The following is a 12506-nucleotide window of genomic DNA, read 5'->3' as shown; positions in this document are numbered from 1 at the left end:
CGAACTCGGCTTCGCGCACATCCAACGCAAAGGCAATCTCTACAGGATAGTCTACTAAGCTTAGCCGCAGGCAAGGATAAGATTGGCGACTTCGGGGATCGGAATATCAATTCACGCATCGGTGCGCAATGGAATAAAGGGCAACGTTTGGTTGAACTGGACAGGGCGGCAAGGTTGCGATGGTGTAGCTGACCCGCGGCAGCGTTCGTGTCGCCAATGCGACAGAGCCCCGTGCCGTCCTGGGTCACCAGCTGGGTATCGATACACAACGGCATCCGCTATTGAAAACTATGCACCGCCGGGTGGGCTCGGTACTTCGCCCGCAGCCCCTTTCCCGTGTATGAAAACCGTTGCCCGCCCACCCTTGTAAGTCACCGTACACAGATCTCCTTGTGCGGGCAGGGGTGGCGTGAGCTGGCTGATGTGGTGAATGATGTAGTCTTCCTCACCGACCGTCAGTTGCTGTACTACTGCGTCCGACATACCAACAATATGTCCAGTGTACTTGCCGTTGGCTATATTGATGTGGGTACGTTCGTCCTCAGGTACCTCAGCAAACAATCGATCAATACGTTGAACGATGCGTTTCGAAAGTTCCAAATCATTGATTGGATTCGCAACATCGGTTGCCAGTAGTTTGACCCTCTCAATGCTGACCATGCCGTGTTTGATCATAGATTTCACGAAATCAATGTCTTTCTCTCGGTAGGCTGCCACTTTGGAGACAAAAAGATCATCCGGATTCAGGCACAATCCCGTTACTTTCTGGCCTTCAGTCTTACCGTGCGTTTCAATGTTGACCAGGCGACCCTGCCAGCCTTTAGCCAGGATCGCCGTTGTTTTATCCACCGGGTCAACATAAACCCCGTGGGTTATGTGGAATTGGCTCATATCACCAATGCTGTTTAGCTTTTCCGTCTTCTGTGGTTTGTTTTTCGCGTACATATCGGCCTCTACCGACCATAGAAGGTCGGCTGGTGCCTGTGGAAATTTTCCCAATATGGACTGGCTACCAATAACGATGAACTGGTTGTCATCGACGATTTCTGCCGAAGCACGCAACAGATGTAGTAATTGCTCGACTTTCAAATGGACTCCACCTCGGCTTGTGTTAATAGTCCTGCATACGGGGCGGACTGGCGTAGGCGGTTTGATTTCTCATCTTGGCCTGTCATGGCAGCCTGAACCTGCTGATCTGTGCCTTCGGTGAGCAACTGACGCCATTCCTCAAATGCCGAGACCCAAACGCCATTTTTTTGCCAGCGCTCCATGTTTTCTAGGCTGATTCGCCGAATGTCTGAAAAGGCATATTTCGTGACAATCCGCCAGGCCATTTCGAGTTTTCGGCGATCCTGCAAGTCCTGTTTATTGGGAGAACTTGAAGGCGTGCCTAGCTTCACGGTAATGCCATTGATCGTCACCTCGCGGCGCGTGCGTCGGCCCAAGCGATGCTGGATCTGTTCGATGCCCTGGTTCAGCTCTTGTACAGACGGACGCATGTACAAGCCATACCCCGCTCTTACCACTACCTGCTCGCTTTGCAACTCACTTAGGGCGCGGCTCAATTGACGGTTGGTACCGCCCAGTCGTGAAAAATCCTCGCGTAAAAATACCTTTTTACGCGATTTTTTAATTGAATTTTTTAATCGCTCTTTGAGTGTGGCTTCCATCATCTCCACCTTGTCAACATGGGACATCATATGTCCCATGTTGACATATCTATTCGTGCCGGTCAACTCGCACTCTTTATCGTCAGCGTGGCGCTTCTAGCAGTGAGGCGCGCGAACTATCCTTTTGCAGTTGAGTGCAAACAAACACCTCATTCGTTGCAGTTCTGTCGTGTAGTTGATCAAAGTGCGACATCTCCCTCAAATGGCACTATCTCTTCAAACTGGACGGACCTGTCCTGCCAGCGCTTCAAATTGGTCGGCGAACGACGCCATCACTGTGCGTGCCATTGCGAACTGGCCGTCGAGGATCATGTGCATGAGTTCGACGCAAGCAACTATGCCCTTACAGCGCTCAGAAGCCTACGCTATGCTGTTGCCTCGGCCAGCTAAGCCATCCATGGCCGGCAGTTATGGCTAGGGAAGGCCTGCTTTTGCTAGCGCGCGGCAGGAGTCTCTGCGGGGCATGGGAGATAGACAGGCCAGACCCGATCTCGACGTTTGAGCAGCCAGCTACGAGATCGCACACCAGGAGTTTGGCAGGACACCCAGGCTCCTAACACGCCCCATCTGTTTTGCATCTTCCAAGAACCATGGATCAGGAGAGTCTAAGCGACGGGTGGCGATTCATATCAAGCGAGTGACCAAGCCGCCACTCAACTTCAAATCGTTCCACTCCGCCGGCTCCGTGACTGCTGGCATCGAACTCATGCACATGATCCGCAAGAGCCAGTTCGCAAGGGATCACACAGTGATGAAGCTGCTCGCCGATCAATTTTATGCGCTAGCAGGACAGGTCCGTCCAATTTGAGGGCAGAAGTACCATGCCGGGAAAACATAGCCCTCTGATCAACAACGCGACAGATCTGCGGTCGCGTCTAGATGGGAGAGAACCGGAGACCGAATACCGGAGGTGCCGGTTCGAGCCGCCCCAGTTCTACCGCCAGTGCCTGCAGCCGCTCGACATAGTGCCCCGTTCTTACTTCTTGTTCGCGCAAGCATAACCGGGCAATGGGGGCCTTGTGGCATAGGGCTGCCATTTCGTCGAGTGCCTTGTCGCCACCCCGTCCACCCATGGTGCAGAGCAGGCTCACCCGATGGAAGTGCTGCCGCTGCTGCATGATATAGGTGCGCATGGGGGCGCTCATGTGGCCCGCCCAGACTGGCGTACCCAGCACGATGAAAGGGTAGTCGGATGGTCGTCGTTGTACAGTGGCAATCGGTGCCGGAATGCGGCGTGCGGCTTCCCACCCGGCACGCAAGAAGCCGCCGATGTTGCCGTAGGGGCGCAGCGGTTGCAGCGCTTCGAGGTCCGCGCCGCATTCTTTTGCCAGGGCATGGACTGCCTGGTCAGTGACGCCGGTGCGCGAATAGTAGACGATCAGGCAGTTTTTCATGGTTTCCCTTCAACGGCCAGGCACTGGCGACATAGTTTGTTGTGCGGGTACAGTGGGGCCGCGTCAGCTGGCCCCGCCGTCTGTGCGCCCATCCTGAGGTGGTGCCGCGTGCGTCGCGCGACCGGGAAAGCCCACCGTCTGGGCCAGAACGATGCGCTGGGTTTCCCTGAGCCCCAGCGTTTGCGCCAGAGCCGGGCGGTCTACCCAGGCGCGCGCGACTGTCGCCAAGCCTTGGGCGGCGCAGAACAGGTACACGTTTTGGCTGATGTAGCCGGTATCGAGCGCGGCAAAGAATTTTTGCTCCCAGCGCTGTGCCTGATCCATTTTGGCAAGTTCGGCGACATAGATCAGGTTGACCGGGGCGCTGGCAACGAAGTCCTGCCAACCGGAGGCAGCACGGACATCACTCTGCGCCAACTGGCGCAGCGCGCCGGCAGCGGGTTCGAACAGAAACAGCCCATCTTGCTGGGCCACGTAGATGTCGATCTCCTGCCAGTTCTTTGCCGACGGCGCCGTGCGTTGTCCCGTCTCCTGCCGGTTCACGCCACACGCTGCCCATAGCAGGTGCGCCAGCATTGGCATCGGCACGGCGCGCGCCGAGAAAATGCGATTGCTGCGCCGCTGCCCAAGCACCTGGAGCAGCGACTGACTCAGTGGCGTCAATGCAGCATGGTCGCTGTCAAGTGGCAGATTGTGCAGCAGCGGATCGCTGGTCAGGAGGGTGGTTTCAGGGTTCATGGCATGCTCTTTCAGGTATGGCTGGCAAGTTGCCGGGCTGGACAGCGCTCGAGCGGCCAGGTGAATCCGGAGTGGGTTCGCTCGCGCGGCCTGCCGCAGTGGCAGCCAGCTACCGTTCCGCGGCATTCGACAGTGAAGGACCACTAGCATGCCGGTGGTGCTTTGCCGAAGGCGCGGGGGCGAACCATGCGCTTTACCTTACCTTGGATGTGGCAATGCTGCACGGGTAAACCTTGATCGATATCATGCCAAATTAATACTTTAGGGCCAGGTGGTCGAGCCTGAGGACTTCTGTAAGACGTGGCCCGGTTCTATCGAACACGTCATCCTAGGACCGGCACGAGGCTGTTCCGTTGCTTAGGTTCAAGAGCGCAAGAACACGTAGCACGACACCCGGTTTCTTGGTTCCAATCGAACATCACTATTGGAGAGTGGTGCATGCTGTGATGGCTATCAAGTTCGTAATAACTAGGGCCGGCCTTCGTCGAGGTGCAACGGCCTGACCATGCCGCTACTGCACCTGGCGGAAATTCGCAAATTGACGACGTACTTGTGCCAATCGGTACGAATGAGAATTGATCCGCCAAAATTGTTACATTCCATGCCCATGGTAAGAGTTAGTTTGAATAAAAAATTGCCTGTTGGAATCGGAAAATATTAAGATATTGGCATTGCAAGCATGTCCTCGGCACTGAGCCAGAAAGCTGAGGCGCGCGTCACCCGTTCGTCGATCGAATACGATCCGAGTTCACCAAGAGACTTCCTATATGCGCATGAACCTTCCGATTACCGATCACGAGATCGAACTCAGTGATACCAGCACGATCGTTTCGGCGACGGACTTGCAGGGTAATATTACTTACGCGAATCCCTATTTCATCGAGATCAGCGGTTATAGCGCGCAAGAACTGATGGGGGCACCGCAAAATATTCTTCGGCATCCGGATATGCCTGCAGAGGCGTTTGCCGATTTTTGGCAAACGATTCGTTCCGGTCGTTCCTGGAGTGGCATGGTGAAAAATCGTTGCAAGAATGGCGACTATTACTGGGTGCTGGCGAATGTCACGCCAGTGATCGAAAATGGCAGTACCGTCGGCTACATGTCCGTGCGTACCAAACCGAACCGGGCGCAAGTTGCGCAGGCGATCACGTTGTACGCTCGCATGAAGGCAGGCAAAACGCACGGCATTGCGCTGAGTCAGGGCGCTGTCGTACGGACTGGCTGGCTGGCAACCCTGCGCCGTTTGAGCAACATGCCATTAGGCAGACGCATTGCCTGGAATTTCAGTTTCCTGATGGTCGCGCTGTTGTTGCAATTGTGCTGGAGTACAGATGTTTTGCCGGCAGATGCCGGCATATGGCGAACAGGAATTTTGATCGTCTTGATCGGCACCATGGGATTCTTCTGGCATGCATTGCATGCAGCGGTGTTGCAGCCCTTGCAGCAGGCAAGGGCTGCTTGCGATGTCATGGCCGGTGGCGATTTGACCCAGCAGGACGATACGGACCGTACCGACGAAATGGGGCAATTGCTGCGTTCCCTGCGTCAGTTGCGCGTGAATTTGCATTCCATCGTGGGCGATGTGCGGGATAATTTCTTGCAGATCAGTACTGTGACGCGTGAAATTGCGTCCGGCAATATGGACTTGTCGCAGCGCACTGACGCGCAAGCCCTGGCACTGCAGAAAACAGCGTCGAGCATGGGGCAGTTGGCCGTGACTGTGCAGCAAAATAGCGGCAATGCGGACCAGGCCAGTGACATGGCTGGAATAACCCGTGGACTGGCAGGCAAGGTCGGAGAAAATGTTGAGCAAGTGGTGCGCATGATGTCCGACATCAACGCCTCGTCGAGAAAGATTGGCGACATCACCGGCATGATTGAAGCGATCGCATTCCAGACCAATATCCTGGCCCTGAATGCCGCAGTGGAGGCCGCCCGCGCAGGTGAACAAGGTCGTGGATTTGCCGTCGTCGCCGGTGAGGTGCGCAGCCTCGCACAGCGATGCTCCTCGGCCGCCAATGAAATCAAGCAATTGATTGCGGAGTCTTTGCGGCAAGTGGACGCAGGCACCGAACTGGCCGGGCATGCAGGTAGCAGCAGCCAAGAAATGCTCGAGTCGGTGGAAAAGGTGTATGGCCTGATGAGCCAGATCGCCTTGGCATCGAGCGAGCAAAGCCATGGTATTGGCACCGTGCAGCAGGCGATTACGCAGATGGACGAAGTGACACAGCGGAACGCGGCATTGGTCGAACAGTCCGCCAGTGCCTCGGCCGCCTTGCAGGATCAGGCCATCAAACTGGAGCAGGCCATGGCCCTGTTCAAGTTGGGACGGCGCTGACAGGCATCGCTTTGCCAGAAAGCACGTACAGACACCGACAGGCAGCGACTGTCGCTTGCCGCAGTCAATATGCAGTCAATACCTAGGCATTTATCGGTTCAGCGCGTAGGTTGCCACGATTGTGGGACTGGCGATGATGTCGACGGTGCCACATTCGTTTCTTGCGTGACTTGCCAGCCGGTATTGCACCTTGACAGTAGGGGGCGTGGCCAATGCGACTGCGACGACGTTATGAGGGTGGCCGCTGCCGACATGGCACATGGTGGAGATGGCTAGGGGGATCGAAGCTTTGAATTCGATGGCCATTGCCCGCTTACCGTTACGTGTGCTGACGCGGTCCGGCGTTGCTTGCCGCGCTGATGCTCCATTCTTGCATCGCGCAATCTGATCCTTTTGATCCACCAGCCGTAATCGCGCAGCTTGTTGGCGGCCTCAACCTGCAGGACGGAGGAACCGTCGTTGTCTTTGGCAATATCCACTGGCGGAAGGATGTGCTGAGACCAGCAATAGGCCTGTACGGCCTCCAAGGGTTCGCCGTCTGAATCGCCATGGGTTCGCTAGACGCTCTTCAGAAGCTCAAAATATTGCTTTTCTCAATTGCGCGGGCTGGGAGTTTGGTGGTGACCAGTCCACCGCAAGCGGGCAAAGTCCCCGATCTGGCCGAGCGCACGAAACTGATGATGGGCTAGTTTATTGTAGCCAACTGTGCCGCTGAAGCGCGCAAAAGCAGGCGTTCGGCTGTTGCCTCGGTAAGCTAAGCCATCCATCGCCGGCAGTGATAGGTAGGGGAGGTCAACTTTTTCTTGCGCGCGGTAGGAGTCTCTGCAGGGCAGGGGAGATAGACAGGCCAGACCCGATCTCGTCGGTGGGACAGGCAGCGACGAGATCGCAGCCCTGGTACATGGCAGAACACTAAGAACGCCTAACAAAACCGCTGAATGTATCCCTAGCAGATGAGTATGAAGGCAAGCGAGAGGAATGCCTGGTGGATATCGGCACGGCGCTCGTAGCGGATGCGTAATCGGCGGAAGCGGTGCAGCCAGCCCAGCGTGCGCTTAACCACCCATCGCCATTTTTCCAGGCGTTCGCGCGACTCGATGTGATTGCACAACAACGCTTTACTCGCACCCCGCCTCACACACATAAGCGATAGCAAACGATTCGTATGGCTGCAGGCTGAGGTGGTCGGTCCAACTGTCACGCTGGGCATAATTGCTGATCAAGCCTTGCCCGGCAATGCCGTGCAGCATTGCCGGCAGATCCAGTTCGACGTGTTCGCCAGAGAAATTGCTGACGACAACCAGCTGTTGGCTACCCAGGCTGCGCCGGTAGGCGAATACCTGCGGGTGCTGCTCCAGCAACGGCAGGTATTGTCCGTAAACCATGACGTCCCAGTGCTTGCGCAGTTCGATCAGCTTCTGGTAGTGGAAGAAGACCGAATCGGGTTGTTCCAGCGCGGCTGCGACGTTGATCTCGGGGTAGTTGGGATTTAACTTTAGCCAGGGCGTGCCACTACTGAAGCCGGCGTTGTGTGTGCTGTTCCACTGCATTGGGGTGCGTGCATTGTCCCGCCCGTTGGCGTGGATACCGGCCATCATCGTCTCCGGTGACACGCCGGCGGCCGTGCGTTCGTGGTAGAGGTTGAGCGATTCGATGTCGCGATAGTCGTCGATGGAATCGAAACGTACATTGGTCATGCCTATTTCCTCGCCCTGATAGACGTAGGGGGTGCCCTTGAGAAAATGTAGCGCGGTGGCCAGCATCTTGGCCGACTCGACCCGGTAACGGCCCTGGTCGCCGTATTTGGATACGGCGCGCGGCAGGTCGTGGTTATTCCAGAACAGCGAATTCCAGCCGGCATCGGCCAGCTCGGTCTGCCACTTACTGATGATCTGCTTGAATTCGATCAGATCGAATGGCCGCGGCTTCCATTTCCCATCCTTGGTATCGTGGGTCATGGTGATGTGCTCAAACTGGAAGACCATCGACAGCTCCTGACGCGCCGGGTCGGAATACAGCTTGGCGGTGTCCGGGGTGGCGCTCCACGTCTCGCCCACCGACAATACATCGCGTGCTGCCAAGGTCGCTTGGTGCATTTGCTGCAGCAGCGGGTGCAGTTGTGCGCCGTTGGCGATAATCTGCTGGTCGACCTGTTTGCCGATGAGATCGATCACATCCATGCGGAAGCCGCCGATACCCTTGTCCAACCACCAGTTCATCATGCGATGCACCTCTTCCTGCACCTGGGGATTTTCCCAGTTCAGGTCCGGCTGTCGTTTCGAGAACAGATGGAAGTAATATTCACCGCTGGCGGCATCGTATTCCCATGCACTCCCGCCAAAATACGAACGTTGCTGGTTGGGCGGGGAGCCATCTGCGCCTGCATTGCGCCAGATGTAGTAGTCACGGTAGGGGCTATCCTTGGATTTCTTCGCCTCGACGAACCAAGCATGCTCGTCAGAGGTGTGGTTGACCACAAGATCCATCAGGATACGGATGTCGCGCCTGGCCGCCTCTGCGATCAACTGCTCCATCTCGGCCAATGTGCCGAATTCAGCGGCGATATCCTGATAGTCGGAGATGTCATAGCCGTTATCGTCCATCGGCGACCGGTACACCGGCGACAGCCAGATCAGGTTGATTCCCAGATATTGCAGGTAGTCCAGTCTGCCGATGATGCCTGCCAGATCACCGACCCCATCGTGATTGCTGTCTTGAAAACTACGTGGGTAGATCTGATACACGACGGCGTTATGCCACCATTTCTTATCCAACATGATTGTCTTTCTCGCTTATGGATTGGCGGCACTGTCTTGCAACGTGCCAAGGGATCGCCAAGGGTAGGGGAGATCCGACCTCGTCGTTGGATCCGGCAGCTATGAGATCGCACACCAGGATCCTGGCAGGACACCCAGGCCCAACACGACCCATCGGCTTTTCATCTTTCAAGAACTATGGATCAGGACTGGCTAAACTAGCAGTGGCGATTCACCATGTAGACGTTGACGACGTCATCGTTATCAACCTCCAAGACGTGAACCTGCAACACAAGCTCGCTGCGGCTGCGGCTGCATCAGTCGGATATGACATCTTCGCCATCGCTTATGGCCGAATAAGGCTAATCCGTACCGGTGGAAAAAAGAAGCCCGCTGGAACTTTCTACAAGGATAGAAGTCTAACAAAATCTACTAAAGTATAAGCATGTATAACGTGAAGACCTTATACTTTACTAGAATTTCCTATTAATGGAGGTTGCATGGACCCCGTAAGAAACCCTTTCGCACCCGGCGCAGGTAGCGGTGAGCTTGTGCACCTGGAAGCATTTCGGGCAGCTCTGCACTTAGGCTACGAAGACTACTTCGACGGAAGGGAGGAAATGCCGCTGGTGTTTCTATTCAATGAGTCGCTGCAGGAACTGTGGCTGGAAGGTAGGGACTACATACGCGGATGTGGTGGTTTCTGGGTACTCTTCGACAACAGGCGGCGCACCGTACCGGCTCGCGTCCCAAGATAAAACGCGATCTCCTCGGCTGTGCAGCCGTCGGCGTGCATCCTGGAGATCTCATTCGGGCGTGCACCGGTATGGATAAGCATGAGGAGAAGGGCGATATCGCGCTGTTTGCAGCGACTATGCCGTGCCGTGTGCAGCACTAGCTGCTCAATCTGCGTATGGGCAATGATCGGCGGTGAGGCTGTGGCCGCAGGTTTCGCCAGCGGCACGAAATGTTCCAATGCCTCCAGATAATCTTTCCCATTCGCGCGGATGACCTGAGCAGTGGGAGCACTGTCTTCGTCGATGCCGATCACACCTACGACGGATTGTAGATCTCGCGCTAAATCAGCAACCGATTTGGACACCGTCGACTTCGTGACACGAAACCGCGCTGCGATCTGGTCATAGGTCTGTCCTTGGAGCATGGCCAGAAGCCAGGTCGATGCGAACGAAGGGGATCGTGGTTCCATATTGCGGCTTTCGTGGCAACGGTGATTTCCACTATTGTTGTCGGGCCAGTTGCATGGCTCCAGCCGAAATTGCCCCCTATCGCTAGGTATTTCGATGGCACAATGAGAAATAAGGGGGCTAAAGCACGCGCGAATTGTTTTAGAATGGCTTTCACTTGGCATGCGTGCTCAAGTCACATACAGGCGTCATCCCAAATTTGTACTACTTTCAAGGAGTTCGTATGGATATCTCATCATTATCACTTGCCGAGTTAAGAAAGCTCGAAGCGCAAGCAATTCAAGAAATCAAGAGCCGCCAAAAAGACGAGCTAGAAAAAGCGCGTGCTGAAATGCTGGCGATTGCACAGCGTGTCGGTGTGCCGCTGACGCAGTTGATCGCCGGCGTACCAAACACGGCAGCAAAGGGGGTGAAGAAAGCAGTGGCTGCGCTGTATCGCAACCCTGAGAATCAAGAACAGCAATGGAGCGGTCGAGGCCGCCAACCTTTGTGGGTCAAGTCATGGATGGAGAAGCACCAGTCGCTCGACGGAATCCGAATCTAATTAATATTCGAATCGAATTGAGCAGGAAAAAGAGCGAGAGCAACGAGCATCAACGGTCGTTGTCATATTTCATAGCACTGCAAAGTCGCTGCGATGCGCTGGACAGATTATAGGGGGCGCAATCAGGTTTGCCATTCAGACACGATCTCAGCGTTGATTAGTTATTTTTCTTTGATGAGTCTATATTAGTTTGCTATTTGGTGTTCGGAATACTGTTTCGTCCGAGGCAGAGTGATAGACCTGGCCCCCCATTCCTTTCTTGATCCTCCTTCCGCGTACGTGCTCCTTACTCCAGCTCAGATGTCGTCGGTATTCATGGTTTAATCATGTCTTAATGGCAGGCCTGACTCCTACCTGCGCAATAGGGCAGTGATCATAAAATTAAACAAAGGTGAAAAATGACGGCGGAACGTAGCCCAGCAGATAGGTTGAAAAATCTTTTGTCTTTTTTGGCGGGGGAAGTTCCCGACTCCGTTGATAGCTATATGTATCGGCGCAAGCAAATGCGGCTAGGTGCTGTTCTCACAACTCTGGCTGAACACGCGCGTGCGTGCGCCATATATGGTTTCTTCGTGGATGGGAATCTCGATAGTTTCAAGCAGAACTGTTATCTCGCTAGCCGGTTGGCACTGGCGAGCATTGGGCAGGATGGTGGCGCGAGCTTCTGTGTTGGAGGTGAATTGTTGTATGGTATGCTTTCTGACAACGAGAAAGTGATCGCAGCAATCGCAGTTGCGGAAACCGAAGAGCTTATTCGACAGCGTAACGGCCCAACCCTCACTGCATTTCATGTCCACATGATCCAACTTGCATTGCGCGGTGACGACGGTGCCTTACAGTCCAAAATTGAGAAGGTGGCCAAGAACGGCCGCAAGCCAGATCATGCCGATAGTGCAGCAGGCCAGGATTTTTTCTCCCTTTTGCTTAAACGTGACCAAGCTGGCTTGGCGAATTTCATACAGACGCGAAGCGCGCGCATCAAAAGCTCCGATGTGGCCGAGGAGGATTTCTTTTCCTATCTGGGCGTACTGCAGACCAAGCTATGCTGGATCAGGGGTATTCCTGTCCAAATCGATAGCCCGCAGGTACCGATGGCATTGATGCCGGTGCGCCCCCTGGCTCGCTATGACGATGTTTATGAATTCCTTGCGCCTGGATGGATTCCTCCTCCCCAAGGTGTCGTCGCAGACATTCTCCGTTGGGTAAAAAGACAGTTTGAGTAATTCAGCAAGCTGCTGAGCCAGCAGCGGGCAAGGGGCAGGTCCATCATTCGTAGAGGATCTCAGCCTCGACCGTCTTGATCTGCAGCAGGTGCGCTTTATTAAATGCCAATACGGCTCGACTGACTGTTTTGCTCGGTACGTGAAAAGGGGAGGCGATATGGGCTATGGTAAAAACGGTTGAGAGATAGGAGCATTCCATTGTCTCGTCTCTGTCGCTATAGCGGGCCTGATATGGCGTTAATGACAGGAGGACAGCGCGGTGCTGAAGATCGGCGTATCCTTAAAATCATCGGAGCGCTTCGATTGCTGCTGTGCTGGAATGGATGTGTTGTCGCCCAGAAGAATCGGATGACAGGTGCGAGGAAGCGGACTGGTGTCTCCCATCCCGGCCGCGACAAACCAGCAATAACGGATTTTTCTGGTGACGGTATTTTTGAGGGTATCGCTTTCTGAAAGGTTTGGAAAACACTGAAAAATCAAGCGCTTAGCCATCTCATTGACCATCGAATGGAGTGAGTTTCCTCTGGGAACCTTTGTATCCCGGAATGACTAAGTAAGTGAAAGCCCTGTTTTTACAGGGCTTTTTTTATGGGTGCGCCCAGCATGGGCGCACTCCTGTGGGTGAAAGTCCCGCCGT

General features: G+C 54.9%; 10 protein-coding genes and 2 pseudogenes. 4 read left to right on the top strand and 8 right to left on the bottom strand.

The window, feature by feature from the left end:
- Nucleotides 1-288: 288 nt before the first annotated feature.
- Both AC54AF_RS26065 and AC54AF_RS26060 read right to left on the bottom strand, forming a co-directional pair.
- Nucleotides 289-1089 carry a DUF6036 family nucleotidyltransferase gene (locus AC54AF_RS26065; protein WP_496638887.1) on the bottom strand — a complete coding sequence of 267 codons (801 nt, stop codon included), beginning with the start codon at nucleotides 1087-1089 and terminating at the stop codon, nucleotides 289-291.
- A complete protein-coding gene (locus AC54AF_RS26060; RefSeq protein WP_496638886.1) occupies nucleotides 1086-1736 on the bottom strand; it encodes a hypothetical protein in 651 nt (216 codons plus the stop codon). Before AC54AF_RS26060 ends, AC54AF_RS26065 begins: the two co-directional genes overlap by 4 nt.
- Nucleotides 1737-2298: 562 nt before the next feature.
- On the opposite strand from AC54AF_RS26060, the pseudogene AC54AF_RS26055 reads away from it, so the two are divergent.
- Nucleotides 2299-2478 (top strand): annotated as a pseudogene (locus AC54AF_RS26055) (IS6 family transposase); the annotation flags it as partial.
- A gap of 67 nt (nucleotides 2479-2545) precedes the next feature.
- On the opposite strand, the gene AC54AF_RS26050 reads toward AC54AF_RS26055, so the two are convergent.
- Both AC54AF_RS26050 and AC54AF_RS26045 read right to left on the bottom strand, forming a co-directional pair.
- Complete coding sequence (locus tag AC54AF_RS26050) at nucleotides 2546-3064, bottom strand: flavodoxin family protein (RefSeq protein ID WP_496638885.1); 519 nt, start codon at nucleotides 3062-3064, stop codon at nucleotides 2546-2548.
- A gap of 63 nt (nucleotides 3065-3127) precedes the next feature.
- Nucleotides 3128-3802, bottom strand: a complete 675-nt coding sequence (locus AC54AF_RS26045; protein WP_496638884.1) for a SagB/ThcOx family dehydrogenase — start codon at nucleotides 3800-3802, stop codon at nucleotides 3128-3130.
- Between the two features lie 767 nt (nucleotides 3803-4569).
- On the opposite strand from AC54AF_RS26045, the gene AC54AF_RS26040 reads away from it, so the two are divergent.
- Entirely contained in the window at nucleotides 4570-6141 is a 1572-nt protein-coding gene (locus AC54AF_RS26040; RefSeq protein ID WP_496638883.1) for a methyl-accepting chemotaxis protein, read from the top strand.
- A gap of 946 nt (nucleotides 6142-7087) precedes the next feature.
- Here the strand turns inward: AC54AF_RS26040 and AC54AF_RS26035 are convergent.
- The 3 genes and pseudogenes from AC54AF_RS26035 to AC54AF_RS26025 all read right to left on the bottom strand — a co-directional run.
- Nucleotides 7088-7222 (bottom strand): annotated as a pseudogene (locus AC54AF_RS26035) (IS5/IS1182 family transposase); the annotation flags it as partial.
- A gap of 37 nt (nucleotides 7223-7259) precedes the next feature.
- On the bottom strand, nucleotides 7260-8918 hold the full coding sequence (locus tag AC54AF_RS26030; protein WP_496638882.1) for a glycoside hydrolase family 13 protein: 1659 nt from the start codon (nucleotides 8916-8918) through the stop codon (nucleotides 7260-7262).
- Between the two features lie 658 nt (nucleotides 8919-9576).
- Nucleotides 9577-10104 carry a hypothetical protein gene (locus AC54AF_RS26025; protein ID WP_496638881.1) on the bottom strand — a complete coding sequence of 176 codons (528 nt, stop codon included), beginning with the start codon at nucleotides 10102-10104 and terminating at the stop codon, nucleotides 9577-9579.
- Nucleotides 10105-10325: 221 nt separating this feature from the next.
- Between AC54AF_RS26025 and AC54AF_RS26020 the strand changes: the two genes are divergently transcribed.
- Nucleotides 10326-10646, top strand: a complete 321-nt coding sequence (locus AC54AF_RS26020) for an H-NS histone family protein (RefSeq protein ID WP_496638880.1) — start codon at nucleotides 10326-10328, stop codon at nucleotides 10644-10646.
- Nucleotides 10647-11044: 398 nt separating this feature from the next.
- Nucleotides 11045-11869, top strand: coding sequence for an immunity 49 family protein (locus tag AC54AF_RS26015; protein WP_496638879.1), 825 nt, complete (start codon nucleotides 11045-11047; stop codon nucleotides 11867-11869).
- Nucleotides 11870-12106: 237 nt separating this feature from the next.
- Here the strand turns inward: AC54AF_RS26015 and AC54AF_RS26010 are convergent, their stop codons facing one another.
- Nucleotides 12107-12361 (bottom strand): hypothetical protein, encoded by a 255-nt coding sequence (locus AC54AF_RS26010; RefSeq protein ID WP_496638878.1) that lies wholly within the window; start codon nucleotides 12359-12361, stop codon nucleotides 12107-12109.
- Between the last annotated feature and the right edge of the window lie 145 nt (nucleotides 12362-12506).

It is taken from the genome of Janthinobacterium sp. JF4 (genome assembly GCF_059617925.1).
The sequence above is the reverse complement of the archived record's forward strand: the minus strand, read 5'-3'. Positions and strand labels throughout refer to the sequence as shown.

Excerpts from the sequence above, each read along its gene's own strand:
- AC54AF_RS26030 (WP_496638882.1), bottom strand. The coding sequence starts at position 8,918 with ATGTTGGATAAGAAATGGTGGCATAACGCCGTCGTGTATCAGATCTAC.
- AC54AF_RS26010 (WP_496638878.1), bottom strand. The coding sequence starts at position 12,361 with ATGGCTAAGCGCTTGATTTTTCAGTGTTTTCCAAACCTTTCAGAAAGC.
- AC54AF_RS26040 (WP_496638883.1), top strand. The coding sequence starts at position 4,570 with ATGCGCATGAACCTTCCGATTACCGATCACGAGATCGAACTCAGTGAT.
- AC54AF_RS26025 (WP_496638881.1), bottom strand. The coding sequence starts at position 10,104 with ATGGAACCACGATCCCCTTCGTTCGCATCGACCTGGCTTCTGGCCATG.
- AC54AF_RS26020 (WP_496638880.1), top strand. The coding sequence starts at position 10,326 with ATGGATATCTCATCATTATCACTTGCCGAGTTAAGAAAGCTCGAAGCG.
- AC54AF_RS26045 (WP_496638884.1), bottom strand. The coding sequence starts at position 3,802 with ATGAACCCTGAAACCACCCTCCTGACCAGCGATCCGCTGCTGCACAAT.
- AC54AF_RS26050 (WP_496638885.1), bottom strand. The coding sequence starts at position 3,064 with ATGAAAAACTGCCTGATCGTCTACTATTCGCGCACCGGCGTCACTGAC.
- AC54AF_RS26015 (WP_496638879.1), top strand. The coding sequence starts at position 11,045 with ATGACGGCGGAACGTAGCCCAGCAGATAGGTTGAAAAATCTTTTGTCT.